28 protein-coding genes are annotated in these 26,008 nt (G+C 58.5%); 15 read left to right on the top strand and 13 right to left on the bottom strand.

The features are described from left to right. Positions 1 to 17: 17 nt before the first annotated feature. Positions 18 to 485 (bottom strand): OsmC family protein, encoded by a 468-nt coding sequence (locus tag LC334_RS20310; protein ID WP_085802180.1) that lies wholly within the window; start codon positions 483 to 485, stop codon positions 18 to 20. 170 nt (positions 486 to 655) lie between these two features. Here LC334_RS20310 and LC334_RS20305 point away from each other — a divergent pair, with 170 nt between their 5' ends. After that, a complete protein-coding gene (locus LC334_RS20305; RefSeq protein WP_223413098.1) occupies positions 656 to 1,045 on the top strand; it encodes a VOC family protein in 390 nt (129 codons plus the stop codon). Between the two features lie 184 nt (positions 1,046 to 1,229). Here the strand turns inward: LC334_RS20305 and rpsU are convergent, their stop codons facing one another. Beyond that, positions 1,230 to 1,436: a 30S ribosomal protein S21 gene (gene rpsU, locus LC334_RS20300; RefSeq protein WP_008207378.1), complete on the bottom strand. Its 207-nt coding sequence runs from the start codon at positions 1,434 to 1,436 to the stop codon at positions 1,230 to 1,232. A gap of 108 nt (positions 1,437 to 1,544) precedes the next feature. Here rpsU and LC334_RS20295 point away from each other — a divergent pair, with 108 nt between their 5' ends. The 4 genes from LC334_RS20295 to LC334_RS20280 are packed head-to-tail and all read left to right on the top strand — an operon-like array spanning position 1,545 to position 4,910. Then, the gene (locus tag LC334_RS20295; protein ID WP_085802181.1) at positions 1,545 to 2,231 is read left to right on the top strand and encodes a COQ9 family protein; all 687 of its coding nucleotides are present in this window, start codon (positions 1,545 to 1,547) and stop codon (positions 2,229 to 2,231) included. 27 nt (positions 2,232 to 2,258) lie between these two features. Continuing rightward, positions 2,259 to 3,242 (top strand): NAD(P)H-quinone oxidoreductase, encoded by a 984-nt coding sequence (locus LC334_RS20290; RefSeq protein ID WP_085802182.1) that lies wholly within the window; start codon positions 2,259 to 2,261, stop codon positions 3,240 to 3,242. Between the two features lie 7 nt (positions 3,243 to 3,249). After that, positions 3,250 to 4,362, top strand: a complete 1,113-nt coding sequence (locus tag LC334_RS20285; protein WP_085802183.1) for an exo-alpha-sialidase — start codon at positions 3,250 to 3,252, stop codon at positions 4,360 to 4,362. Further along, entirely contained in the window at positions 4,359 to 4,910 is a 552-nt protein-coding gene (locus LC334_RS20280; RefSeq protein WP_085802184.1) for a hypothetical protein, read from the top strand. Before LC334_RS20285 ends, LC334_RS20280 begins: the two co-directional genes overlap by 4 nt. 20 nt (positions 4,911 to 4,930) lie before the next feature. Here the strand turns inward: LC334_RS20280 and LC334_RS20275 are convergent, their stop codons facing one another. From LC334_RS20275 to LC334_RS20260, 4 genes are all read right to left on the bottom strand, one after another. Further along, a complete protein-coding gene (locus tag LC334_RS20275) occupies positions 4,931 to 5,380 on the bottom strand; it encodes an Lrp/AsnC family transcriptional regulator (protein ID WP_085802185.1) in 450 nt (149 codons plus the stop codon). A gap of 149 nt (positions 5,381 to 5,529) precedes the next feature. Continuing rightward, entirely contained in the window at positions 5,530 to 6,723 is a 1,194-nt protein-coding gene (locus LC334_RS20270) for a diaminopropionate ammonia-lyase (protein WP_085802218.1), read from the bottom strand. After that, the gene (locus LC334_RS20265; protein WP_085802186.1) at positions 6,723 to 7,871 is read right to left on the bottom strand and encodes an amidohydrolase; all 1,149 of its coding nucleotides are present in this window, start codon (positions 7,869 to 7,871) and stop codon (positions 6,723 to 6,725) included. The genes LC334_RS20270 and LC334_RS20265 overlap by 1 nt, the downstream gene beginning before the upstream one ends. Positions 7,872 to 8,248: 377 nt before the next feature. Then, complete coding sequence (locus tag LC334_RS20260; protein ID WP_085802187.1) at positions 8,249 to 9,160, bottom strand: hypothetical protein; 912 nt, start codon at positions 9,158 to 9,160, stop codon at positions 8,249 to 8,251. 19 nt (positions 9,161 to 9,179) lie between these two features. Here LC334_RS20260 and LC334_RS20255 point away from each other — a divergent pair, with 19 nt between their 5' ends. The 4 genes from LC334_RS20255 (at position 9,180) to LC334_RS20240 (ending at position 12,283) form a co-directional block, all read left to right on the top strand. Beyond that, positions 9,180 to 9,470 carry a hypothetical protein gene (locus LC334_RS20255; protein WP_223413097.1) on the top strand — a complete coding sequence of 97 codons (291 nt, stop codon included), beginning with the start codon at positions 9,180 to 9,182 and terminating at the stop codon, positions 9,468 to 9,470. Positions 9,471 to 9,503: 33 nt separating this feature from the next. Then, the gene (lepA, locus tag LC334_RS20250; RefSeq protein ID WP_085802188.1) at positions 9,504 to 11,303 is read left to right on the top strand and encodes a translation elongation factor 4; all 1,800 of its coding nucleotides are present in this window, start codon (positions 9,504 to 9,506) and stop codon (positions 11,301 to 11,303) included. 3 nt (positions 11,304 to 11,306) lie between these two features. Further along, positions 11,307 to 11,882 carry a hypothetical protein gene (locus LC334_RS20245; RefSeq protein WP_085802189.1) on the top strand — a complete coding sequence of 192 codons (576 nt, stop codon included), beginning with the start codon at positions 11,307 to 11,309 and terminating at the stop codon, positions 11,880 to 11,882. Between the two features lie 158 nt (positions 11,883 to 12,040). After that, positions 12,041 to 12,283 carry a hypothetical protein gene (locus tag LC334_RS20240; protein ID WP_085802190.1) on the top strand — a complete coding sequence of 81 codons (243 nt, stop codon included), beginning with the start codon at positions 12,041 to 12,043 and terminating at the stop codon, positions 12,281 to 12,283. Positions 12,284 to 12,368: 85 nt separating this feature from the next. Here the strand turns inward: LC334_RS20240 and LC334_RS20235 are convergent, their stop codons facing one another. Both LC334_RS20235 and LC334_RS20230 read right to left on the bottom strand, forming a co-directional pair. Beyond that, positions 12,369 to 12,521 carry a hypothetical protein gene (locus tag LC334_RS20235; RefSeq protein WP_176237773.1) on the bottom strand — a complete coding sequence of 51 codons (153 nt, stop codon included), beginning with the start codon at positions 12,519 to 12,521 and terminating at the stop codon, positions 12,369 to 12,371. Between the two features lie 41 nt (positions 12,522 to 12,562). Continuing rightward, positions 12,563 to 12,685: an entericidin A/B family lipoprotein gene (locus LC334_RS20230; protein ID WP_176237774.1), complete on the bottom strand. Its 123-nt coding sequence runs from the start codon at positions 12,683 to 12,685 to the stop codon at positions 12,563 to 12,565. Between the two features lie 342 nt (positions 12,686 to 13,027). On the opposite strand from LC334_RS20230, the gene LC334_RS20225 reads away from it, so the two are divergent. Both LC334_RS20225 and LC334_RS20220 read left to right on the top strand, forming a co-directional pair. After that, positions 13,028 to 13,201 carry a hypothetical protein gene (locus LC334_RS20225; protein ID WP_176237775.1) on the top strand — a complete coding sequence of 58 codons (174 nt, stop codon included), beginning with the start codon at positions 13,028 to 13,030 and terminating at the stop codon, positions 13,199 to 13,201. A 991-nt stretch (positions 13,202 to 14,192) separates the two neighbouring features. Further along, on the top strand, positions 14,193 to 14,375 hold the full coding sequence (locus LC334_RS20220) for a CTP synthetase (protein ID WP_085802192.1): 183 nt from the start codon (positions 14,193 to 14,195) through the stop codon (positions 14,373 to 14,375). 19 nt (positions 14,376 to 14,394) lie between these two features. Here the strand turns inward: LC334_RS20220 and LC334_RS20215 are convergent, their stop codons facing one another. After that, positions 14,395 to 15,150, bottom strand: a complete 756-nt coding sequence (locus LC334_RS20215) for an alpha/beta fold hydrolase (protein ID WP_085802219.1) — start codon at positions 15,148 to 15,150, stop codon at positions 14,395 to 14,397. 90 nt (positions 15,151 to 15,240) lie between these two features. On the opposite strand from LC334_RS20215, the gene LC334_RS20210 reads away from it, so the two are divergent. After that, positions 15,241 to 15,615, top strand: a complete 375-nt coding sequence (locus LC334_RS20210) for a hypothetical protein (RefSeq protein WP_085802193.1) — start codon at positions 15,241 to 15,243, stop codon at positions 15,613 to 15,615. 128 nt (positions 15,616 to 15,743) lie between these two features. Here LC334_RS20210 and glyA read toward each other — a convergent pair whose 3' ends face one another. Continuing rightward, the gene (gene glyA, locus LC334_RS20205) at positions 15,744 to 17,027 is read right to left on the bottom strand and encodes a serine hydroxymethyltransferase (RefSeq protein ID WP_085802194.1); all 1,284 of its coding nucleotides are present in this window, start codon (positions 17,025 to 17,027) and stop codon (positions 15,744 to 15,746) included. A gap of 172 nt (positions 17,028 to 17,199) precedes the next feature. On the opposite strand from glyA, the gene LC334_RS20200 reads away from it, so the two are divergent. Beyond that, a complete protein-coding gene (locus LC334_RS20200) occupies positions 17,200 to 17,961 on the top strand; it encodes an NAD kinase (protein WP_085802195.1) in 762 nt (253 codons plus the stop codon). A 423-nt stretch (positions 17,962 to 18,384) separates the two neighbouring features. Here LC334_RS20200 and LC334_RS20195 read toward each other — a convergent pair whose 3' ends face one another. Continuing rightward, complete coding sequence (locus tag LC334_RS20195) at positions 18,385 to 20,277, bottom strand: propionyl-CoA synthetase (protein ID WP_085802197.1); 1,893 nt, start codon at positions 20,275 to 20,277, stop codon at positions 18,385 to 18,387. A gap of 239 nt (positions 20,278 to 20,516) precedes the next feature. Continuing rightward, a complete protein-coding gene (locus LC334_RS20190) occupies positions 20,517 to 22,796 on the bottom strand; it encodes an NADP-dependent malic enzyme (protein WP_085802198.1) in 2,280 nt (759 codons plus the stop codon). Between the two features lie 209 nt (positions 22,797 to 23,005). Between LC334_RS20190 and upp the strand changes: the two genes are divergently transcribed. Both upp and LC334_RS20180 read left to right on the top strand, forming a co-directional pair. Continuing rightward, positions 23,006 to 23,638, top strand: a complete 633-nt coding sequence (gene upp, locus LC334_RS20185) for a uracil phosphoribosyltransferase (protein WP_085802199.1) — start codon at positions 23,006 to 23,008, stop codon at positions 23,636 to 23,638. A gap of 64 nt (positions 23,639 to 23,702) precedes the next feature. Continuing rightward, complete coding sequence (locus LC334_RS20180) at positions 23,703 to 24,800, top strand: SPOR domain-containing protein (RefSeq protein ID WP_085802200.1); 1,098 nt, start codon at positions 23,703 to 23,705, stop codon at positions 24,798 to 24,800. Between the two features lie 13 nt (positions 24,801 to 24,813). On the opposite strand, the gene LC334_RS20175 is transcribed toward LC334_RS20180, so the two are convergent. Next, complete coding sequence (locus tag LC334_RS20175; RefSeq protein WP_085802201.1) at positions 24,814 to 25,839, bottom strand: hypothetical protein; 1,026 nt, start codon at positions 25,837 to 25,839, stop codon at positions 24,814 to 24,816. Positions 25,840 to 26,008 lie beyond the last annotated feature (169 nt).

Raw genomic sequence — 26,008 nt, 5'->3', positions numbered from 1 at the left:
CCTTCCCACGCGAGTGATCATGCGTCTTCGTATGTAGCATCATAGCTCACCGGGAAATTCACCGACCGCGCGATGAAACAGGTCTTGTGAATCTCGTGGTGGATAGCGTCGGCGCGGGCCAGATCGGTGCCTGCAGGCACAGTGATCTTTGGACGCAGTGTGGCGCGCAGAAAGCGGCTGGCACCCGCACGATCAGTCTCACCCACGGCCAGCGGATCATCGCAATAAGCCTGCACGGCGATCCCTGCATCGCTTGCCAGATGCAGATACCACAGCATGTGGCAGGCGCTCAGGCTCGCGATAAGCAAATCCTCGGGGTTATGCAGCGTCGGATCACCGCCCAGCAACGGATCGTTGGAGCAATGGATGACGGCTTTGTCCGGGGTTTCCACGTTCCACGTCCGATCATAACCCTTGTAGGTCACGGTGCCCTGACCCCGGTTCCCGGTCCAGACCACACGGGCGCAATAGTCATGTTCGGCCATCGAAGTCCTCCTGTCGGTGCTGGCATTACATCACGCGATCGCATTGGGCGGCGCAAGCACTTTTCAGGCCATGTCCGTGATGTCTACACTTGCGCCGATGTCGGCTAAGCGGACATTGCAGACTCTGAATGTGTCTGTCACCTTGCTCCAAAAGCGCGAAGGATTTTCTGGTGGGCAGCGAAGGCATTGCTAATACGGGGCAACATACGATCACGCCCTATTTCACAGTTGAAGGCGCAGACCGGCTAATGACTTTTCTGGTCGCTGCATTCGACGCAACCCTGGTCAAAGAAAGCAGATACGATGACAAAAGCATTCAGCACGCACGCTTGCTGATTGGTAACTCCTTGATCATGCTAAATGAAAGTACTGACGAATACCCGGCTAATATTTCCCAGATGCACATATACGTGGAAGATGCGGACAACGCGTACCAATTGGCGTTGCAATTGGGTGCTACCACTCTGATGGAGCCAAACAATCGTCCGCATGGGGAGCGAATGGCCGGTATCAAGGACCCATGTGGCAATATCTGGTGGATAGCGATGCCTCACCTGTAGAAGGAACTTCAGGCCATTCGTAACTGTAGGTCTGGACATCAAACCGGTCATCTGCCGCCTCAAATCAACAAATAGATCTTTGGCTCAGTCGCATGAATGCTTGGGCGGTAGAAAAGACAAACCCCCGCGGCAGGGCCTCGGGGGTCATCAATTTTCAAGTGTTTCCAAAGCTGACGACGGGTGCTTAAAGCATCCCTTCGCGCTGGGCTTTCTTCCGGGCCAGTTTACGGGCACGGCGGATCGCTTCAGCTTTTTCGCGCGCTTTTTTCTCGGACGGTTTCTCAAAATGTTGCTTGAGCTTCATTTCACGGAACACGCCTTCGCGCTGCAGCTTTTTCTTCAGGGCACGAAGCGCCTGATCGACATTATTGTCGCGAACACTAACCTGCATGTGGTGTCACCACCTTCCTAAGTTAAAGTTGCAAGAGATTGCAGGAAGTGGCCGTATAGCAAAGCGCTTTTCTTTTGTCTAGGGTGGCGCCAATAGCAGGAGGACGTGATGTCGAACCATGAAATCAAGGCTAAACTGCTCGAAGCGGCGAAGAATCACGTGCCCTTTGACGGCTGGGGCGAGGCGACCTTTCGCGCCGCCATCGATGAGGCCGGGATTGAGCTTGGCGTGGCCCGCGCGGTCTGTCCGCGCGGCGCGGTCGACCTGGCGCTGGCCTATCATGAAGCAGGCGATCAGGCCATGCTGGCAGTGATCGGGGCCGCCGATCTGACCGAGATGAAATTCCGTGACCGGATTACCTTTGCCGTGCGTGCGCGGCTTGATGCGGTTGAGGACAAGGAGCTTGTCCGCCGGGGAATGGCGCTGTTTTCGCTACCGGTCTACGCGGCGGATGGTGCGCATCTGATCTGGAAAACCTGCGATCGAATCTGGGTGGCGCTTGGCGATAGCTCGAACGATATCAACTGGTACACCAAACGCATGACGCTGTCGGGGGTTTACAGTGCGACGGTGCTCTACTGGTTGGGCGATGACAGCCCCGGTCATCAGGCGACGAACGAGTTTCTTGATCGGCGGATTGAGGATGTGATGCAGATCGAGAAATTCAAGGCGCAGATGCGGGAGAACAAGCTGCTGAGCGGCCTGATGGCGGGGCCGCTGGCCTTTGTGGGCAGAATAAAAGCGCCGCAGGGTGGGCAACAGGCCGGGATGCCGGGCCGATGGACAAGACCCTGATCAAGGGCAGCAATAAGGAGTGAGGCGATGGGTGATATGATGAAGGCTGTGGAAATCACCGAGTCCGGCGGGCCGGATGTGCTGCAACTGACCGAGCGCCCGAGACCGTCCCCGGGCCAGGGCGAAGTGGTGATTCGACTATCCTACGCGGGGGTCAATCGCCCCGATGCGCTGCAACGCGCGGGCCTTTATGCGCCACCGCCGACCGCCAGTGACCTGCCGGGGCTGGAAGGTGCCGGAGAGGTTGTAGCGTTGGGGGAGGGCGTCAGCGACTGGCAGATCGGAGATCAGGTCTGCGCGCTTTTACCGGGTGGCGGCTATGCCGAATATGTCGCCACGCCTGCCGCCCATTGCCTACCCGTGCCCGCGGGCCTGTCGCTGGATCAGGCGGCGTGCCTGCCCGAGACGTTCTTTACCGTCTGGTCCAACGTTTTTATGCGTGGCGGGCTAAAGGCGGGTGAGCGGTTTCTGGTGCATGGCGGGTCAAGCGGCATTGGGACGACGGCAATTCAGCTTGCCCATGCTTTCGGTGCCCGGGTGTTCACCACCGCCGGGTCGGATGAGAAATGCGCGGTCTGCCGCGATCTCGGCGCCGAACAGGCGATCAACTACCGGGAGGCGGATTTCGTCGAGGCGATGCGCGCCGAGGGCGGCGCCAACCTGATCCTCGACATGGTCGGCGGCGACTACCTGCCACGCAACGTCAAATCCCTGGCCGATGAAGGCCGGCTGATACAGATCGCGTTTTTGCAAGGCCCGAAGGTGGAGTTAAATTTCGCTCAGATCATGATGCGGCGGTTGACCATCACCGGCAGCACGTTGCGGCCTCAAAGCGATCTGGCCAAAGCCACGATTGCCGAGGCGCTGCGCGAGCAGGTCTGGCCAATGCTGGAGGCGGGCAGGATCGCACCGGTGATGGACAGTGAATACGCGCTGACCGATGCGGCGCAGGCCCATGCCCGGATGGAGGGCAGCGGTCATATCGGCAAGATTGTCCTGAAGGTCGCCTGAGACGCCGATGCAGTTTCTCATCCTTGCCCTCGCCCTTATCAGCATTGGTCTCAGCGCCGTTGCGATCCTGCGCCACGAAACGTTGAACTGGCAATTTGCGGTGCCGGACATACCGGTCACCGATGCGGCGCCGCTCTTCGAACTCTTGTTCGATTATACCGCCGAGACCGGACAGGCGCATGCCCCTGGTATCGTAAGCGCAGGCGAAGATTTCTCACTGGTCTGGTTCGAAGGATCGCAAGAGGCGCAGGCCGATGTCGATATCCACGCTGCTCATTTTACCCGGCGGGGGGATGGTTGGGACATATCGGATCCCGCGCCCTACGCGACCCGCCACGGTCTGGGATCGGCATTCGACCCGCCCCAGCTAGTGGTCACGCTTGGTAATACGATCCAGAACGAGGCGGCGCCGAAGGCGCTCTATGCCACGGTGGTGTCGATTGGCGGATGGGCAATGGCTTCGGTCGCGGATGTGCGGATGGGCAGAGATGGTCCGGCGTCGGCGCGCAAGCTTAACCTGTCACCGCTTCTGGGCCGATCGCATCTGGTGAAGTCGCCGATGGTTGAATACGCCGATGGTAGCCACGCGTTGCCCGTCTATTTCGAAATGGGCAGCGCCTATTCGTTGTTGGCGCGCCTGGATGAACAGGGCCGCGTGACCGAGACGCGCAGGATGCCAGCGACGAACGTCAAGGCGATCCAGCCGATGATCGTGCCGCTGGATGAAAACCGCGCAGTGGCGTTCCTTCGCGATTTCGACCCAAGCTGGAAGCTCTGGATCAGCCGCACCGGCAATGGCGGGCGGGATTGGTCCGAAGTGGAACCGACTGACATTCCCAATTCAAGTGCCCCGGTGGCGGCGTTGTCGCTGGGAGGGGATCGCATCCTTGCGGTGATGAATGATGATGCAGAGCGCCGGCACGAACTGCGCATGTCAGTGTCTGAGGATGGCGGCGCGAGCTGGCGGATGATCCACCGGTTCGAGGACGATGCCGGTGATGCGCGTTATCCGATGCTGCGGCGACTGCCATCGGGTGGCATTCTGCTGACCTATTCGCACAGCACGAAACGAGGCATCCGGGCTTATGTGCTGAATGATGCCTGGGTGGCGACGCAATGATCGGGGTTGTTACCTATGCGTCGGTTGCGATCCTGCTGGGATGGGTTACCTATGCGCTGGCGGGGCTTTTTCTTCCGGCCTCGGTGGCTTTGATCGCGGCCTGCCTGAACGGGTTCATCAGCGTGTTTCTACTAAGAGATACCATGGCGTTTCATGGTTTCGTGGCCGTTCTCGGCCCGATGAGCCTTGTTCTGCCGCTTTTGGCGCTGCGCCACATGGCAGCGGCGGCAGGGGTGCCGGTTAATCCGTTCGGTTCGGTCGAATTGCTGGTGTTCCTGCTGGTCTATATCGCCTTTCTGGCCGCCTCGATGGGTGTGATCCCGGTCGATATGTATCGTTTCGGCTATGCGCCGGTGCCTGTGGCGATCATGGTGCTGATGCTATGCGCCTACGGGTGGCTGACCGGTAGTCTTTTCATCCCTCTGCTGGCGGTGTTGGGTCAGGCGCTGTGGGTTCTGGGATGGGGCAGCAGCAATTGGTTCGACCACGTGTTGCACGCTCTGCTGGTGCCGGTTGTTTTCGTGGTGCTGTTCCTGCGTCTGTTCTAGGATGCATAAGCAGACCCTGATCAGAGAATATCCAGTGACACCTTTACCCGGTCCATGACCACCGAGGTCGTGAAGCGGCTGACATTCGACTGATCGAAGAAATACTCTTGGGTGAATTCCTCGTATTCCTTGATGTTCTTGACCGTCATCACCAGAACGAAATCCGCCTCACCGGTGGTATAGTAACACTGCTGAACCTGCGGCGCGTTGCGCATCGTGCGCTTGAAGGTGTCCAGATACATCCGGTTCTCACGCTCTAGCACCACCTGGACGATCACCGTCAACTCGCGCCCCAGCTTCGCGGGCGACAATACGGCAATTTCGTTTTCGATAACGCCGGTATCCCGCAGCTTTCGCAGCCGTTTCTGGATGGCGGGCGGTGACAACCCAACCTCAAGGCTGAGCGCATCGGCGGTCAGGCGGGCATTCGACTGCACGAGTTTCAGAATCTGCAGGTCTTTATCATCCATGATCCGATAAAAGTCGCAATTTTTGCAATGTACAACAAAATTTATCGCCTACCTCTTTGTCAAAGAGAGAAAAGCGAGAAAATTGCACAAGGTCGGGAGCGTTGGGCGCCGTTCATGTTACGCAGGTCACGAACGGCGCTCTGGCGATTTCAGGCGGCAACTTCTTCGCGCATAATCGTGGCGAATATTTCGGGGTCAGTAACGCCTTCCGAGCCGATAAGAAGGATCCGGGATTGCCCGTCTATGCCAAGCTTTTGCGACAGCACTGCATCCTGCCGGATAGCGATCAGTGCTGCCAGCCCGGCAATGGCGCTTTCGCCTGCCTCGATCGCCATGTCACCATCCAGCGGACGGGCCAGCAGGCGGACGCTGGGGGCGACTATGGCTTCGGGGATGGTAAGAAAGTCGCTGACCCCTTCCGCCAGTATTTCCCAGGCAAGTTCCGATGGCTCGCCACAAGACAGGCCCGCCATCAGGGTTTCTTCGTCGATCGCGACGGTTGTTGCGGTCCCGGTCTTGGCGCTCTCAAACAGGCAGGCCGCCAGTTCGGGTTCAACCACGATCACGCGGGGCATAGCGTCGCCCCAATATTGCCGAAGCCCGGCAACCACGCCAGCGGCCAACCCGCCCACGCCGCCCTGCAGGAAGACATGGGTTGGGGCACGGTCCAGCGCCTCGTTAATCTCCTGCGTCATGACCCCATAGCCCGACATTACGTCGCGCGGCGGCAGCGAATAGCCGGGCCATGACGTGTCGGAGACGACGAACCAGCCGTTTTCTTCGGCCTCGCTTTTGGCCAGTCGTACCGACTCGTCATAGTCACCTTCGATCCGGATCACCTCGGCGCCGAGATCGCGCATCGCCTGGGCGCGGCCTTCGCTGACCTCGGCATGGATGTAGATCCGGCAGGGGGCACCGAAACGCTGGCAACCCCAGGCCAGCGACCGGCCGTGATTGCCGTCTGTGGCCGACACCAGCGTGATCCTGGCGCATTCATCAGCGTATTTTCCGGTGCGGATATCAGCGAGCGTGACACATGCCCCGACCGCCTTTGACACTTCGCGCTGTAACACCCGTTGCGCGGCGTAAGATCCGCCCAGAGCCTTGAAACTGCCAAGGCCAAAACGCGGGCCTTCATCTTTGTAGAGGACTTCACCTACCCCGATGTGGCCCGCAAGCGCTGCCAGCGACTCCAGCGGCGTTTCGGCATAGCCATCCCACGCGGTAATCTCGGTTCTGGCAATCGCGAAATCCTCAGGCGGCAAGACCCGGTACGCGGCGTCGCCGGTCGCCCGATTGGCGGCAATATGCCCGAGACGGGCAGGGGGAAGAAGGTTTGTCATCATGTATCCTGTCTGGCTGGAAGGCGATCACGCACCAGCGCCGCCCAGAAGGCAGCACCGATGGGCAAAAGCGCATCGTTGAAATCGTAATCCGCCGCATGCAGCGGTTGGCTGTGCGGGCCGGTTTCGCCGTTTCCAAGCAGCAGGAAACAGCCCGGCACCGCCGCGCAGAAATGCGCGAAATCCTCGGAAAAGCTCATCGGTGGGCGGTTTGGCAGGGTCTCAAGCCCCTCAGTCCGGGCTACGCGCGCCGCCGCGTCTGTTGGGGCGGCAGAATTGATCACCTCGATAAACTCGGTATTGAAACTCACCTTCGCGCTTACCCCGTGGGCTGCCGCAATGCCGTTCACGATCTGGCGCATGAATTTTTCGACTGCCTGCCGGTCTTCGGGTTCGCGCGACCGGGCATCACCCTTCAGCACCGCGTGGCCCGGCAGTACATTGCGCTGCCCGTCGGTCAGGAATTCTGTGACTGAAACGACGGTCCCGCAACTGGGCGCCATCTTGCGCGAGACGATGGTTTGCAAGGCCAGCACCATCTCGGCGCCCACCGTGATTGCGTCCACCCCGACATGCGGCATCGACGCATGGCCGCCCTGACCGGCGATCTCGATTTCAAACAGGCTTTCGCTGGCGCAGATCTGTCCCACCCGGGTCGAGACCTGCCCTACCGGCGCGCCCGGAAGGTTGTGAATGGCATAGACCTCGTCGATCGGAAATTGCTCCAGCACGCCTTCGTCGATCATCGCCCGCGCGCCCAGCCCGTGTTCTTCGTTGGGCTGAAACAGGAACACGACCGTGCCGTCGAAATCCGGGTTCCTGGTGAGGGTCTCGGCAGCGCCCAAAAGCATCGTGGTATGGCCGTCATGGCCGCAGGCATGCATCACGCCGGGATTTTCCGAGACGTAACCGTGGCTGCTGGCCTCGGTGATCGGCAATGCGTCCATATCGGCACGAAGCCCGATCGCCCGATTGCCACCGCCCGCGCGCAGAACCCCCACTACGCCCGCACCTTCATGCACTTCAAGGCCCAGATCGCGTAAGGCAGCCGCGACCTTCGCCTTGGTCCGCACCTCCTGAAACCCCAATTCGGGGTCGCGGTGAAAGGCGTGCCGCATCTGCGTCAGCTTGTGGTGAAAATCGTCCATGTCGGGCCCCGGTGCCAATTTCGCGTAACATAGGTAAGCATGTCGTACGTTTGGCGTCAAAAACCTTCGACTTTGCGAGAAAACCATAACTGGAACTCGCCAAACAGGTTATTTTTCGTATTTCCCTGACCGTTCAAGCTCCCCGCGCAGAATCAAGGTCGAAGGCCGCCGCGCGATTACCAGACCGCCCGGTCACGCCAGAGGCGTGCCAACCATGAGTGGCGCACCTTTGGCGCGATGGCTGGCGATTTAGAGAGGTAGTGCAAGCTATCGAAATCACAGGTATTTAACGGAGATAACCTGCCATTCACTCACGTTGGCTCGCCACCCCGCGGTCAGGCCACCGCGTGGCTTTCGCACCTTTCCGGAGGGTAGGGTCACCCCGGTGGCAACGTCTTCACAAACTCCCAGACCGCCTTGACCACTGATTGAATGCCTTCATTCTGCGCGGCAGTTGTGGTGGTAACATACGCGATTGCTACCTGTGTTCCGGTTTTGCCAATGACTTTGGCGGATTCATCCAGAGCTAAGTCGACCTTGGACCCGCAGTATTTGCCGATGCGTACAGAAATATCCCAGAGTGCTTGGGCAATTTTGTTGAGTTTGGACGGTGACGGCTTTGGCTTGGCGATTTCCGCCTCAAGCTCCACGAGTTCGTCCCAGACCAGCGTAATTTCCTGTCGAATGGCTGCGGCCTGGTTCTCAATCGCTTCTGGAGGCTGATTGTGGAGCCGCTGCGCCGACGCTTGGAGCACCTCGGATTTGCGCAACTTTTCCTTTAGTTCTGCGATCTCCAGTTCAAGCGCGTAATGTGCCCTGATCCGCTCAATTTCTTCAGCTACCGCGTCGGGACCGGCCTTCCAGATAGCATTGTCAATCAACGCCACTCGCCGTTGGAGTTCCCAGTTCATGGGATTGCCGTCCAGAAACCCCTGATACCACTCGCGCCAGAAAGACCATTCGTCATTGTAGTCCCGAAGGTTGTGTTGCGTCGCGTTTGGAAAAGGGTACCAATCAGGCTCGCCTCGATCATGCCAAAGTGGAGTAAGGGCCAAATTTGTTGAATTGATTCCAACATCAGCTGACATCGCCGTGGTCGAGCGCATTGATTCGTCGTCAACTCGGTGGCGACTATCATCACTATCAAGTGCAACATGGGCATCGTCGATAAAGGCATTTTCTGAGGTGCGATAGGCGACAACTGCATCTCTTAGCTGCGCGGCGTCGATGCGATAGGCGGCAACAGAACAGGCATGGGCGCAATGTGGATCCCAGGATGCGGCTTCCAAGGCAGAAGCTGCCCTTCGTATGGCTGCATCAACCTCGCTACTTGATACTCTGTTTGCCACTATTGCGGTCAGAATTGCCCTTGCAGCCACGATCCTGTGTGAGGCCGCGATAGTATCATTTCTGCCCGATCCCGCCGTTATGAGCGGAAATACCCTTAGTGCCGTCCGCGCCAAGAAAAACACAGCGGTTTTATGCGGCGTTCGTTTTAGCCAGCTCTCAAGTTCTTCAGGTGTATCAGCCGGCAAAGCACTTCTCTCACTAAATTTGTATCAGCATAGCTGCCGCACCAACCCCTTCAACCCACCTTGACCAACCCCCATTTCCCAGACATATCCCCAACCCATGACAGACCTCACTCATATCCGCAATTTCTCGATCGTGGCGCATATCGACCACGGGAAATCTACGCTGGCTGACCGCCTGATCCAGTCCACCAACACGGTGGCGGATCGGGACATGAAAGAGCAGTTGCTCGACAGCATGGATATCGAGCGCGAGCGCGGCATTACCATCAAGGCCAACACCGTCCGGATCGACTATACCGCCGACAACGGCGAGAAATATGTGCTCAACCTCATCGACACGCCCGGCCATGTGGATTTCGCCTACGAAGTCAGCCGCTCTATGCGCGCGGTCGAAGGCTCGTTGCTGGTGGTGGACAGCACCCAAGGGGTCGAGGCGCAGACGCTCGCCAATGTCTATCAGGCCATCGACGCCGATCATGACATCGTGCCGGTCCTGAACAAGATCGACCTGCCCGCCAGCGATTGCGACCGCGTGGCCGAGCAGATCGAGGACGTGATCGGCATCGACGCCACCGGCGCCATTCAGGTCAGCGCGAAGACCGGCGTCGGCATCCACGAAACGCTGGAGGCGATTGTCAACGAACTCCCCGCGCCCAAGGGCGAGCGTGACGCGCCGCTCAAGGCGATGCTGGTTGACAGCTGGTATGACGCCTACCTTGGCGTGATCGTCCTTGTCCGGATCATGGACGGCGTCCTGAAAAAGGGCGACCGGGTCAAGATGATGTCGAACGGCACCGTGCACCATGTCGACCGCATCGGCGTCTTCAAACCTGAACGCGCCGACATTGCCGAGCTTGGCCCCGGCGAAATCGGCTTTCTGACCGCCTCGATCAAGCAGGTGCGTGACACCCGCGTGGGCGATACCATTACCCACGAAAAGAAGGGCGCGATCGAGGCGCTGCCGGGCTTCAACCCCTCACAACCCGTCGTGTTCTGCGGTCTCTTTCCCGTGGACAGCGCCGAATTCGAAGACCTGCGCGATGCCATCGACAAGTTAGCCCTCAATGACGCCAGCTTTTCCTATGAAATGGAAACCTCCGCCGCGCTTGGCTTTGGCTTCCGCTGCGGTTTCCTTGGCCTCTTGCACCTCGAGGTTATCCGCGACCGGATCGAACGCGAATACGATATCGAGCTGATCACTACCGCGCCCAGCGTGGTCTATCACGTCTATATGCGCGACGGTTCGCAGATCGAGCTGCATAACCCCGCCGACATGCCCGACCTGAGCATCGTCGACCATCTCGAAGAACCCCGGATCAAGGCCACCATCCTTGTGCCCGACGAATTCCTCGGCGACGTGCTGAAACTCTGCCAGGACCGTCGCGGAATCCAGCTTGACCTGACCTATGCGGGCAGCCGCGCGATGGCGGTCTATGACCTGCCCCTGAACGAGGTGGTGTTCGATTTCTACGACCGCCTGAAATCGGTCACCAAGGGCTATGCGTCGTTTGATTACCAACTGACCGGCTATCGCGAGGATAATCTGGTCAAGATGTCGGTGCTGGTGAACGAAGAGCCCGTCGATGCGCTTTCCATGATGGTCCACCGCGACCGGGCCGAGGCGCGCGGCCGGGCGATGGTCGAAAAGCTCAAAGACCTGATCCCGCGCCACATGTTCAAGATCCCGATCCAAGCGGCCATCGGCGGCAAGGTCATCGCCCGCGAGACGCTGAGTGCGATGCGCAAGGACGTGACCGCCAAATGCTACGGCGGCGACGCTACCCGGAAGAAGAAACTGCTGGAGAAGCAGAAGGCCGGGAAGAAAAAAATGCGCCAGTTTGGCAAGGTCGATATTCCTCAGGAGGCGTTTATCTCAGCGCTGAAGATGGATGGGTGAGTAATGGACCCGCGTTGGCTCGAGGTTCTTAAAGCCAGTGGTTGGCAGCTATTTGCAATCAGCATTGCTCTTACGGGCTTCTGGCTGCTACTTCAGTTTGAGTTTCTACCAAAAATAGATCTCCCGCTAATAGTGTATGGCTTACCGTTAGCCATTCTCGTCACGTTCGCTTTGGCGCTGGTTTCTGCAGCAGAAGCCCTTGCAAAACGAATTCAATCTTGGAATCAAAAAAGAGTTCTGGAAGCCAACAAAGAAAAAAAAGCCGAAGAACAAAGGCAGATTTTTCGGGACTACGTTCCATTCTTGGTAGAAAAAGAATGGGAAATCCTTGCGTATCTTTACCAAAATAAAGAGAAGACCTTTGTTGCCTCGGTGGATGGCGATCTCGCGTCAACGCTCTACAATAGGGGGTTCATAAAAATGCTCGCAAGGCCAGGTCAGCAGGTTAGCGTGATGTCTTGTACATTTTCTATTCCCGATCCAGTTAGGGAAGTCATGCAAGAAATGGACGAGCGTTTCTCCGAGCCAATTGTTGAACTAGGTTACCGTAATAAGAGACCTTGGCATTCGGGTTTTTAGGGGTGTCAAATTTCGCAGCAAGCTAGCGCAGGGTTGGTACCAACCCACAGCATGCCTGAGCAAACAACCGCTCCCTATCGCCACCCCCGCGCAATACCCCTGCGAGAGATTCATCCCTCATGCTATCATCCCGTGTATTTCAACAGGAGGATTGATCCATGAAACTACTTTCTCTGACCCTTGCATTCCTGCTTGCCGCCGCGCCCGCGATGGCCGCGCAATGCCCGGCTGACATGGCCGCAATCGACGCAGCATTGGCGGCGGGTACGTCGCTGTCGGACGCGGAAGTGGCCGAGGTCAAGGCGCTGCGCGACGAGGGCGAAAGCCTGCACGAGAGTGGCGATCACGCCGCTTCGGTCGAGATATTGGCCAGGGCCAAGGGGATGCTTGGGCTGGAATAAGACGCGTGATGACAACCGCCCGGACTGACTCTGGGCGGTTGTGAATGCAGATAGCGTGGGGTGTTACCCCACCGTTTGGGTTGCTTTAGAATATTCCGTCGTCGCCGTCTTCTTCGGCGGCTTTGTCGACCGCGACCACAGCGGCAGCACCCGCGCCTGCAAGCACCACCGGCGCACAGCCCGACAGGCCGATGGATGCAATGAGAACGCCCAGGGCGATCCAGATTTTCGATGTCATAAAAGCTCTCCTCGATAGTCTATTGTTAACGGCAGGGGTTGTTACCCTTCTGACGCTTCTTCTTCGATCTTGTCCCCCGCCTTCTTGAGATCGCGGCCAAAGCCCTCGACCGTTTCGCAGGCGGTAAGCGCAAACAGCGACAGGATAGTCAGTAAACGGATCATGGCGCTCTCCTTATTTCGTGTCACTTTGATGCTCATAACACAGTCGCGCCGCCTGTCGAAAGGCGATAACGCCCTGCTGAAAAAGCTATCTGATGATACCACATTCTTGCCACATTTCGGGGTTTTCCGAGTTATCCGGGTACCCGGTGTCGCGGGGAGCGTCGTCGCCGATTATTTCTTGGTTTGGTAATGGTTTGTTTTTATTTGAAAACTTTTCCAGATCTGGTGATTTATTCAGATCGGGAAACGCATAGTTTCAAACAAAGTCTATTATATTTGCCGCAATTTCGACACAAACTGTCCCGGCTGTAAACGTACTTATTACTGGGACATGTAACGATTATGAATGTTGACTATTTTGCGCTCGCACGCGAGCGCCGTCTTCTGGCGCTGAATGCAGACCGGCGCCAGCCCTCCCTTCCCGGAATGGATCAACCTGAAATGGCGCCGCACCTGGATGAAGCTACGCTCAAACCGAAACGTGCGCGGATCGTCTATTACCTGGATCAATCCTGATCAGGTAACCGAATCGTGACGGCCAGAAGGGCCCGAATGACCGCGTGAAATGCTGGCCGCGCGCCGTTGACCGCGCTGTCGCAGGGGTGTCAGAGCCCTGAAAGCCCGATTTCCGGTGCGTGTGTGCGGGTTTTATCCACCACTCACGTAACTGCGCCGAAACGCACCGGAAAATCGACTTATCCACATGGATTTCCCCAATTAATCCAATATCTTATCCCCAAGAAATTTGCGAGGCGCCGCAGTTTTTTCTTGCGCGGCGGGCATCGCTGGATCACCTTAAATCCATCGCAACGGTTTTCACAAACCAGCGCGATACGCAACGGCCCCTCGGGGCACTGGCGGTGGGATGCGGGTCTTCGGACTATCGCCCTTTCGTCGGGGTCCAGGCGGGATCAGGTCGGATTTGGTTGTCCTTCGGGGTGGCGGAATGCACCTGATACTTCCGGGTCGAAGCACCCCGATCCAGGCTTTCGGGCATGGAAAGGGTCGCCGAACCAAGCTTTCGGGCAAGGGGAGGTTTGCCGATCCAACTCTTCGGATTTGGTGAGGCAGGGTGGGCCTTCGGGTTTACCTCTTCACGGGCTGCCGTCCCTCGGGGCTGGCATGTTCGGGTAGGCGTCAGGGTGGGGTTTCGGCCTCAATGCAAGGACCGCGTCTGAGCACCTGGCGCCTTATCCGATTCCGGTGGTTTTTCATCCGCATCACCGCAACAGCAAACGGGGCCCGCTGCCATTGGCAAACCGGACCCCGCCGTCAGTGGATGCTACCGCGTCTATGCACCTGTGGGTCCAGTCCTACACGTCGCAGCGCTGTAAATCAACAATATGTCGCGGTATATTTGGTAGCTTCCGCAAGATAGATGCGATCTGTCTACAACTAGTGGCGTGTAAGGCACAGCGCCGACGAGCCTGACCTAGATCAAGGTAGCGGCGACGCGCGGCGGATAAACTTCAACGTGAAATGCGCGCTTGGATATCCAGGAGGTTCCATGTTCCGTCTTGCCCTGATCCTGCATGTGTTCATCGGGTCAACCCTCTCAGGGTCGGCTGTCATTGCCGCGCTTGCGTCGGGACATGACACATTGTTTCCGATCCTAATCGCCGCCGCCCTGGGTTTCCTCGCGGCGTTTCCGGTTAGCTGGGCCGTCGCCCGCAAGCTGTGGCAGGGGTAACGCCAGTCCGCGATTGGTCTCAGGCCAGCCAGGTTCGAACCGCGGCCTCGAACTCTCGGGGTTTTTGGGCATGGAGCCAGTGTTCCGCGCCAGGGATTTTTGCGAACTGGGCGTGGGGGAAGAGGCGCTTGATTTCCGGCCGGTGCTCGCGTTTGACATAATCCGAGGCAGCCCCCGACAGAAACAGGGTGCGCCCGTCATACTGGCCCGCGATATCCGGAAAGCCGATGATCCTGGCCATTTCCTTTTCCAGCACATCCAGATTGAGGATCCATCGCCGGTTCTTCACATCGAGGGATTGAAGGAAAAACGACACCAGTTGTGAATCCCCCACCAGCGGCGACAGTAAGTCGCTTGCGTCCGAACGTTTTTCGACGCGGCTCAGGTCAACGGATCGCATGGCTTCGATATGCTGGGCCTGGGTGTGGCTGTACCCAATGGGCGCGATATCCGCCACGATCAGACGATTGACTAACTGTGGTTGGTCGATTGCCAAGAGCATCGAGGCCTTGCCACCCATTGAATGGCCCATCACGTCAAAGGGACCGCCCAGATGGATGAGCACCTCTGCCATGTCATCGGCAAGATCATGATAGGAATGGGTTTTTTTCCAATCGCTTTGGCCGTGGTTGCGCATGTCGACGGCGACAACCTGACGGTCGTCCGACAATCGCTTGGCGATCACACCCCAATTGCGCGCTGACCCATAGAGCCCGTGAGCGATAAGAAGCCCCGGTTTGTCGGTCGGGCTCCCATGTGTGATCATGTTCAACATGGGGAATAGATAGCGCCCGGGTACGTCAATCACCAGCCCCATTGAGGCTACTTTCGCAAGCAGGTAGACTGGCCGACGGGAGATTGCCAAGTGATTGAAATCGAAAAATTTCGCAACCAGGTTGAGACGCTGGACACCTTGATGCAGGCAAAGCTGGGGGTGCGTGGCAAGTCCGTCTCGGCGCGTTTCAAGCGGGCTGGGCGGCTGTTACCCAAGCGCATTCGCAAGGCCGGACGGATTATCGCCGAGGCTGAGAGTGCCGTGGCAAATCCACGGCTGGCGCGGCTTTATGACCCAAGCACCCTGGACGCCGCGTTTGCCGATGTGGCGACCTTCCTGAAAACCATCGACCCGGCCGACCGGCGCAGAGGCAAGGTGCTGGGTCTGCTGGGGGGCATGGTGTTCAACCTGATCTTGTTAATGGGCGCTGTCATTGCACTACTCTATTGGCAGGGCGTGATCTGACCTGGTGTGAGGGCGAGGCGGCACTTTTTTTTGTGAAACGGCCACTCCGCGCGTTCGGAATTACAGCAAGATAAAAGAAAACCCCGCGCAGGCTGGCTGCGCGGGATTATTTAACCGCCCTGACTGGATCAGTGGTTTGGATACAGCGGGAAGCGTGCGCAAAGCGCGGCTACCTCGCCACGAACCTTGTCTTCGACAGCGCCATTGTTATCCGGGCCGTTGGCGGCCAGACCGTCGACTACTTCGACGATCCAGTCCGCGATCTGGCGGAATTCGGCCTCTTTGAAGCCGCGCGTGGTGCCGGCAGGTGTGCCCAGACGGATGCCCGAAGTCACGGTCGGCTTTTCCGGGTCAAACGGGATGCCGTTCTTGTTGGTGGTAATATGCGCGCGGCCCAGGGCAGCGTCGGTGATGTTGCCGGTGACCTTCTTGGGGCGCAGATCGACCAGCATCACGTGAGTGTCGGTGCCACCGGTGACGATATCCAACCCACCTTTGATCAGCTGATCCGCCAGCGCGTTGGCGTTGGCCTTGACCTGTTTGATGTAGTCCTTGAATTCAGGACGCAGCGCCTCGCCGAAGGCAACTGCCTTGGCGGCGATCACATGCATCAGCGGGCCGCCCTGAATGCCGGGGAAGATGGCCGAATTGACCTTTTTGGCGATCGCCTCGTCATTGGTCAGGATCATGCCGCCACGCGGGCCACGCAGGGTCTTGTGGGTGGTGGTCGTGGCCACATGCGCGTGTGGGAAAGGTGAAGGATGCTCTCCTGCGGCAACCAGACCGGCAAAATGTGCCATGTCGACATGCAGATAGGCGCCGACCATATCTGCAATTTTGCGCATGCGGGCGAAATCGATGACGCGTGGAATGGCAGAGCCACCGGCGATGATGATCTTGGGGTTATGTTCTTTCGCCAGCTCCTCGATCTGGTCGTAGTCAATCAGGTTGTCCTGCTGACGTACGCCGTATTGCACAGGGTTGAACCATTTGCCCGACTGGTTGGGCGCGGCGCCGTGGGTCAGGTGCCCGCCTGAGGCCAGGTTCATGCCCAAAATGGTATCACCCGGCTGGATCAGCGCCTGCATGACACCCTGGTTCGCCTGAGAACCCGAGTTCGGCTGTACGTTGACATAATCACAACCGAAAAGTTGCTTGGCCCGGTCGATCGCCAGGTTTTCGGCCACGTCCACATACTGGCATCCGCCATAGTAACGGCGACCGGGATAGCCTTCGGCGTATTTGTTGGTCATCACGCTGCCCTGAGCTTCCATGACAGCGGCAGAGACGATGTTTTCGCTGGCGATCAGCTCGATTTCATCGCGCTGGCGGCCAAGTTCATCTGTGATCGAACCATAAAGCTCGGGGTCGCGCGAGGCGAGAGATTCTGTGAAAAAACCGGAATCAGACATGGGGTAGCTCCGAATTGGGTTGCGGTTGCGAGATTTCCTATAGGAAACATGGCAGGGTTGTAAGCCTATAAAGCGACATTTACGCCAGCAGGTCCGTCAATACTGGCACATGGTGCCAACTTGTGCTTCGATCGGAACCACGCGATGCGCTTCGGAAACAGGATACGCATAAATGGCCAGAAAAATAGCCTTCGTCGCCAGCGATGTACCGTCGGCGCAAAAATCGCTGGCTCTGCTGGCCAGGCAATATGGTGACGTGTCGGAAGAGCAGGCGGATGTTATTGTCGCACTTGGTGGTGATGGGCTGATGTTGCAGACGTTACACCGGACGCAGGGGCTGGATGTGCCCGTCTACGGGATGAACCGTGGCACGGTTGGGTTTCTGATGAACGAATTTAGCAGTGATGACCTGTCCGAGCGGCTGGAAGCGGCGGTGGAAGAGGTGATTAATCCGCTATCGATGACCGCCAAAAGTGTCGATGGCACCATGCACGACGCGCTGGCGATCAATGAAGTCTCGCTTTTGCGAGGGGGGCCGCAGGCTGCAAAGCTAAAAATCACGATCGACGGTCATTTACGGTTGGAAGAGTTGGTGTGCGACGGGGCGTTGTTGGCTACCCCTGCCGGTTCGACCGCTTATAATTACAGTGCGCATGGCCCCATTCTGCCCATCGGCTCGGACGTATTGGCGCTGACGGCGGTGGCGGCATTCCGGCCGCGGCGCTGGCGCGGAGCGCTTCTGCCCAAGACAGCGACTGTGCGTTTTGACGTAATCGATTCCGACAAGCGCCCGGTGATGGCGGATGCCGATAGCCGCTCGGTCAGGAACGTGCTGTGGGTTGAAATCAGGTCCGAGCCCAGCATCGCCCACCGAATTCTCTTCGATCCCGGCCACGGTCTTGAAGAGCGTCTGATCAGCGAACAGTTTGTTTGAGCGTCCAAGAGGCTTCCATTTTTAATAGTTGTTATGAAACAGTGCCTTGAGGCGTTGTTATTGGATAACAACGCCTTGTTATTGTCTGTCCGGGCGGGCTGCGGGCAAACTGCTGCTACCCGATGAATTGTGAAATCTAGGCTACGAATCAAATGATGGGTGGGGTGATGCGCCGGAATAATAATATAAAGGCCGTGACGTTATCGGTGCTGATTTTTGTCAGTTCGGTCATACCATCTGATGCAGCTGACAGCCATGGTTCCGTGTTCGAGTTCTTACAGAGTACGGCTGTAAATCTGTCTCAGACTATCCTGCATGGGGTGCACGACCTTTTCACGCCGTAGCCGCGTGTACTTGTAAATCGGGCAGCTACCCCCGCGCTTTACCGCGCGGGGGTATTTATTTTCGCGTTGTCGCGCGAATTCAGCCGCGCGCGTACCCGATACCTTGCAGGGAGTCTTTGATCTCGTCCAGAATGGTCGGATCGTCGATCGTGGCGGGCATCTTGTAGTCCTTGCTGTCGGCAATGCTGACCATGGTGCCGCGTAAGATCTTGCCGGACCGGGTTTTGGGCAATCTGTCGACCACAACGGCCAATTTGAACGCGGCGACCGGGCCGATCTTGTTGCGCATCAGCTGGACGCACTCCTGAACCACATCCTCGTTGCTTGATCCGGATCCCTTGTTGAGACACAGGAAGCCGACCGGCAACTGGCCTTTCAGCTGATCGCTGACGCCGATAACCGCGCATTCGGCAACCTCGGGGTGGCTGGCCAGAACTTCCTCCATCGCGCCCGTCGACAGGCGGTGCCCGGCCACGTTGATCACGTCGTCGGTGCGCGCCATGATATAAAGATAGCCGTCCTCGTCGATCATGCCCGCATCGCCGGTTTCATAATAGCCGGGGAAGGTTTTCAGGTATGATTTGAGGTATCTTTCCTCGGCATTCCAAAGGGTTGGCAGGGTGCCGGGGGGCAGGGGTAGCTTGATCGCGATCGCGCCCAATTCGTTGGGGCCCATCGGATTGCCGCCTTCATCCAGGATCTGCACATCATATCCCGGCATCGGCACGGTAGGAGAGCCGATCTTGACCGGCAGTGCCTCGATCCCCGCCGGATTGCCGACAATGGTATAACCGGTTTCGGTCTGCCACCAGTGGTCATAGACCGGCACTTTCATCACGTCCTGTGCCCACTCAATGGTATCCGGGTCGGCGCGTTCACCTGCCAGATAGAGCGCCCGCAGGCATGAAATGTCGTGCTCCTTGATCAGCTCGCCCGTGGGGTCGTCGCGCTTGATTGCGCGGAACGCCGTGGGCGCGGTGAAGAAGCAGCGCACGTTATGTTCGCTGATCACCCGCCAGAAGGTGCCGGCGTCCGGCGTACCGACGGGTTTGCCCTCGAACACAATGGTGGTATTGCCGTGAATGAGCGGCCCGTAACAAATATAGCTGTGTCCCACGACCCAACCCACATCCGACGCGGCCCAGAACACATCGCCAGGATCGGCGTTGTAGATATTTTTCATCGTCCAGTTCAGCGCCACCAGATGGCCGCCGGTGGGGCGGACCACACCCTTGGGCGCGCCGGTCGTGCCAGAGGTATAGAGGATATAAGCCGGGTGATTTCCTTCGACCGGCACGCATTCGGCAGGGCTGACACCCTCTTGCGCGGCAAACCAATCGTGATCGCGGCCTGCGATCAGCTCGGCCGGTTTTTCTTCGCGTTGAAAAATGACGCAGAAATCCGGTTTGTGGCTGGCCAATTCAATGGCGCCATCCAGCAAGGGTTTGTAGTCGACCACCCGGCCCGGTTCCAACCCGCAAGAGGCCGCGATGATCGCCTTGGGCTGCGCATCATCAATCCGCACGGCAAGCTCATTGGCCGCAAAGCCGCCGAACACGACAGAATGGATGGCGCCCAGACGGGAACAGGCCAGCATCGCCTCAAGCGCCTGCGGTACCATCGGCATATAGATAATTACGCGGTCGCCCTTGGTCACACCCTTGTCGCGCAGCGCCCCGGCGAGCGAGGCCACGCGGGTCTGCAGATTGGCATAGCTGACCTTGTCTTTCCGGCCGGTGATCGGGCTGTCATAGATGATCGCCGTCCGATCTCCGTGGCCGGCTTCGACATGGCGATCCACGGCATTATAGCAGGTGTTGACCATCCCATCGCTGAACCACTCGTAGATCGGAGCATTTTCGTCGAACAAGGCTCTGCTAGGCTTGTCGATCCAATCGACCGCCTCGGCGGCCTTCATCCAGAACCCTTCCGGGTCCGCTTTCCACCCCTCGTAGACGTCCTTGTAGCCCATGCTGTTCTCCTCCGGTAATCCCTTGCCCCACTGTTACGGGATCGTCAGGTGCGGCGGCAAGACAGTTACCGTTAGCAGCGGCGCTTTGGCGCGGATATTTGCAGAAACCGGAAGGAGCATCCTGAATATTTTTGCAAACCGTATCGAAACAGTGCTTTTTAGGGGTAATACCCACATGTTTTGCAAACTTGCAAACTTTCTGATGCAAATTCCACGGGCAGAATCATTCCATATCCATGCTATTCGTAATGCGCCACAGGGGTGCCCGCGATCGCGGCCATGTTCAGCAAGCCGCGCGGCGTAATCGACGGCGTGACGATATGCGCCCTGTTACCCATGCCCATCAGAATGGGGCCAACCTCAAGCCCGCCACCTTTCATCTTCAGAATGTTGCGCACACCCGATGCGGCATCCGCGTTCGAGAAGATCAGCACGTTCGCAGCGCCCTCCATCCGGTTGTCGGGCAGCAGGCGCTCCCGCAGTTCAGGATCAAGCGCGGCATCGACATTCATCTCGCCCTCGTAGCAGAAATCGCGCGGTTCGCTGTCAAGCAGGGCCAGCGCGGCGCGCAGGCGCTTGCCCGAATCCTCGCCCTGATTGCCAAACTGGGATTTCGAGCAGAAGGCGATCTTGGGTTCAACACCAAAGCGCCGCACATGCCGGGCCGCGCCGATCGCGGCCTCGGTCAGAAAGTCAGGGTCGGGGAAGGTGCGTACATGCGTGTCGGCGATAAACAGTGGCCCGTCTTCCAGGATCATCATCGACAGCGCGCCCTGTGGGTGGCATTTGTCATTGCCGAGCACTTGGGTGATGTAATTCAGATGCCAGCGATATTCCCCGAATGTGCCGCAGATCAGACTGTCGGCTTCGTCGCGATGCACCATGACAGCCGCAATTGCGGTCGAATTTGTCCGCATCACCGCGCGCGCCAGATCAGGTGTGACACCCCGGCGCTGCATGATCTCGTGATAGCTGCCCCAATAGTCGCGGTAACGCGGATCATCCTCGGGGTTGACGATGCTGAAGTCGCGGTCCGGGCGGATTTCCAGCCCCAGTTTTTCGCAGCGTTGTTCGATCACCTTGGGCCGCCCGATCAGGATCGGTTGTTCACGGGTTTCCTCAAGGATGGCCTGCGCGGCCCGCAACACTCTTTCATCTTCACCTTCGGCAAAGACAATGCGGCGTGAGACCTGTGCTGCCGCCTCGAAAACGGGGCGCATGAAGAGCGCGGATTTGTAGACCGAAGCGTCCAGCTTTTCCTTATAAGCCTCAAGGTCTTCGACCGGGCGTGTTGCCACGCCGGTTTCCATGGCGGCGCGCGCCACGGCGGTCGAGACGATGCCGGACAGTCGTGGATCAAAGGGTTTGGGGATCAGGTAGTCGGCACCGAAGGTCAGTTGCTCGCCTTGATAAGCGGCCGCCGCCTCGGCACTGGTCGTGGCACGGGCAAGGGCGGCGATGCCTTCGACACAGGCTACCTGCATCGCGTCATTGATCTGCGTGGCGCCGACATCCAGCGCACCCCGGAAGATGAAGGGGAAGCAGAGGACATTGTTGACCTGATTGGGAAAGTCGCTGCGGCCCGTGGCAATGATCGCGTCCGGGGCGACCTTGCGCGCCTCTTCCGGCATGATCTCGGGTGTGGGGTTGGCGAGCGCGAAGATGATCGGGCGGTCGGCCATTTTCGCTACCATTTCAGGCTTCAGGACATTGGGCCCCGAGAGTCCGAGGAACAGATCGGCGCCCTCGATCACCTCTTCCAGCGTGCGCTTGTCCGTATCCTGCGCAAAGGCTTCTTTCTGCGGGTTCATATCCTCGGTACGGCCTTTGTAGACGACCCCGTGGATGTCACACAGCCAGATGTTTTCACGTTTGACGCCTAGTTTCAACAGCATGTTGAGGCAGGCTATCCCCGCTGCGCCGCCGCCGGTCGATGCGATCTTGATATCCTCGAATTTCTTGCCCGCCACATGGAGGGCGTTGTAAGCTGCTGCCCCCACGACGATGGCGGTGCCGTGTTGATCGTCGTGGAAAACGGGGATGCTCATGCGCTCACGACAGATCTTTTCGACGATGAAGCAATCGGGCGCCTTGATGTCCTCCAGATTGATCGCCCCAAACGTGGGGCCAAGGGCGCAGACGATATCTGCCAGTTTTTCGGGATCGCTTTCATCGACCTCGATGTCGAAACAGTCGATGTTGGCAAATTTCTTGAACAGGACAGCCTTGCCTTCCATCACCGGCTTACTGGCCAGCGCGCCGATATTGCCAAGCCCCAGAACCGCAGTGCCATTGGTGACAACCCCCACGAGATTTCCGCGGGTCGTATAGCGACTGGCATCCGCGGGGTTGGCTTTGATTTCCAGGCAGGCTTCGGCCACGCCCGGCGAATAGGCGCGGGACAGGTCGCGACCGTTGGCCAGCGGTTTCGTGGCCCGGATTTCGAGTTTTCCGGGCTTGGGGAATTCGTGATAGAGCAGCGATGCCTGGCGTAGGGTTTCCTTCTGGCTGTCGTTCATATCACTCTCCCGTTATTTAGTTTAGTATTAAACTATTTCTCGCCAATGTGAAATCGACATATTTTGCGAGTGTGTCCGGACAAGCTTGCATATAGGGGCTTGCAGGCGCAATCGGGAATTGTCTCGGCGGGACGCTTGGGCATTGCTCTTATCCGTACTTTCTGGGAAGACAGGAAAGCTGCCGCGCATCCGTAAAGACAGGAGATACCATGACCCAGCATCTGACAGTGGTGAACCATCCGTTGATTCAGCACAAGCTGACCCTGATGCGGGAGCAGAGCACCTCGACCGCTGTTTTCCGACAATTGCTGCGCGAGATCAGCCAGCTATTGGCATATGAGGTCACAGATAAGCTACCAATGACGACGCGTCGCATCGAGACCCCGCTGAAGGAGATGGATGCGCCAGTGCTTGCTGGGCGCAAGCTGGCGCTGATTTCGATTCTGCGGGCGGGTAACGGATTGTTGGACGGGATGCTGGAGCTTATCCCATCTGCCCGGGTCGGCTTTGTTGGACTTTACCGGGATGAAGAAACCTTGAAGCCGGTCCAGTACTATTTCAAGGTGCCGGACCATCTTGAAGAGCGTATGGTCATTGTTGTCGACCCGATGCTGGCAACGGGCAATTCCTCCGCCGCGGCGATTGACCTGATGAAACAGGCAGGTGCCCGCAACATCCGCTTCCTCTGCCTTCTGGCCGCGCCCGAAGGCGTGGCCCGGATGAAGGAAGCGCATCCTGATGTTCCCATTGTCACCGCCGCTCTGGACGAGAAACTGAACGATGTTGGATATATCCTGCCGGGACTAGGTGATGCGGGTGATCGAATGTTTGGCACTAAATAAGCTATATACTGTTTACTAGATCGGTAAAGTAGGGCATTCTTTCCTCAATTGTTGCGGGGATAAAATGAGCCTATCGAGAGTGTTTGCGGCCGCTGCCATCGCCGCAACTTTCAGCTTTAGTGGCGCCGAGGCGCAGGGATTGTCAGATAGCCTGGTTCCGGCCGAATTTCCGCCCGGGTCATATCAGGGGCGACAATATGTCGACAGTCAGGGGTGCGTCTTTATCCGCGCCGGGATCGACGGCAACGTCACGTGGGTGCCACGCGTGACCCGAAGCCGCAAGGTGATCTGCGGGTTCCAGCCCACTTTCGCCCGAAAGGCACCTGCTGGTAATGCCGCAGCGCAGCCCGTGACGGCCCCTGCCGCTACGGCGAAGGTGCCGGCCTCGAAAGCCAAACCAGTAAGGCGCACTGCGGTAAGATCAGTGGTCTCTCAACCAGCCGAGCCTGCCGCCAGCGGGGGTCAAGCGGCATGTCGCGGAGCGAACGCGGTGTCCCAGCAATATGTTGGACGGGTTGGCCAAAACGTGCGCTGTGGCCCGCAAAAAGGCTCGTTTGCCGCCTATATCCGCCGTGATGATGACCGAGGCGCACAGGGCAAATATCGTGGAACCGCCCGCGTTGCCGAGCCGCGTGTTGTGCCGCGCCATGTCTATGAAAACCAGGTCGCCAGTAGGCAGGGCATTAGTATGCCGAAAGGGTATGAACCATCCTGGAATGACGACCGGCTGAATCCGAGTCGTGCGCATCAGACTTTGACCGGCAAGGCGCAGATGGAGCAGGTGTGGACAAACACGGTGCCACGCAAACTGATCATCCGTCCGGTGGGCCAAGCGACGGGGCATACCGGCTCGACACCCTATGTCGCCGCCAATTCCTCCGGAACATCGGTGGTACTGTCGACTCGTTCAACGACAGCCGGGGCGACGACCGCCAGCCATCGCTACGTTCAGGCAGGTTTGTTTTCGACCGATGCCAAAGCCCGGGCTGCTGCAAAGCGTATCGCCAAAGCGGGCCTTCCTGCAAGCATGGCCAAAGTCCGGCATAAAGGCCGGGGATATCTTTCGGTGCTTGCCGGACCGTTTTCGACCCAGGCCCAGCTTGACGATGCGGTGCGCCGCGTCCGGGCCGCAGGATACCGGGAACCGCGCCTGCGGAAATAACTGACGGGGCTCCTTAGCCGCCGCAAATTCCCTGCAATCTAAGCCAGTTGGCGTCGCTCAATACCGGCGTGGGTGACCTGCCCGAAAACGGATCGGCCTCGATCAGGCCAAGTGTTGTTTCACCGGAGATATCGAGAGCGTAGGCGTATGGGGTGGAGCTGACCGACCACGATCTGAAACCGGCCAACAAGGTGCTCTCCGGTAGAGGCTCTCTCGGCTCGGTCAGCAGATGGCGGGCGTAGGAATGCAGGACATCCCGCTTTACCGTGCCGGTCGTCAACAGGCTGAAGCTGGCCCAAAATCCTCCGTGTTTCAGGAGTTTGCCCAGCGGGTCCTGCATTTCTGCACGCAATCGTTCGGCGACGATGTAGCCAGCCACGACATCCGGCGCCTCGTGGTCTTCGACAAGGGCACGGTTGATGAGGACGGTGCCGCCAGGCAGGTGTGTGGCGCGGAGGACACCGCTGCGCACAACCAGGATCCGGCCGGGGCCTTCGGGGGCTGGCAGGCGGTTTGCCAGCCGCACCAACGCCGCAGACCCGTCGGCCTCGTCGCAGGAAGGGCCGGTGATACGCTGCATGATGTCAAGCAGCGACTGTCCGGTTTCAGCACGTTTGACCTCGGGTACAACTGACACAGCGTGGGTGCGTATCGCCGTGGGCAACCAGAACAGCAAGAGCACCACAACCGCTGCCATCGACGCAAGAAACAGCACCAGCCGCAGGCGTCCCGGATGCGGGCGTCGTCGCTCGACCGCGCCACGAAGTTTTTCGAGCGCGGTGACCATTTCCCGCTCAGTTTCAGGGAGTTCCAGCGTTTCGCCGGGATCGCCATCGGGGTGATATATCGCGGGCCGTCGACCCGGGTTAAGGCGCTCGATCGCCGGAATTGACCAATGCGCCAGCGGTCTTTCCTGCAAATCGGTGATGATCAGAGTGGCGTCACCAATCGACACGATCACCTCGCTGCGCTGTGCATCGGGCGTCGCGCGCCAAAGGCCGGTCGCCTCGAGCCGCTGATATTTTTCGAGTGCCGTCATCGAGTTGCGGGCCTGCTCTGCCTCATTGGGGCGCAGGGTAGCACGGTCCGGGGCGAGGGGGCAATTGCGCTTGGGAGCCGCACTACAAAACCTGTAGGATGCAAAGCAAACGCTGGCGGCGCGGCGGGCGCTGCACAGGATATCTCTTGCTATTTTGCGTGTGTGTGAT

It is taken from the genome of Roseovarius aestuarii (genome assembly GCF_019966515.1).
In the GTDB taxonomy this organism is placed as follows: Bacteria; Pseudomonadota; Alphaproteobacteria; order Rhodobacterales; family Rhodobacteraceae; genus Roseovarius; species Roseovarius aestuarii.
Note: the sequence above shows the minus strand (reverse complement) of the source record. Positions and strands in the feature narration are given on the sequence as shown.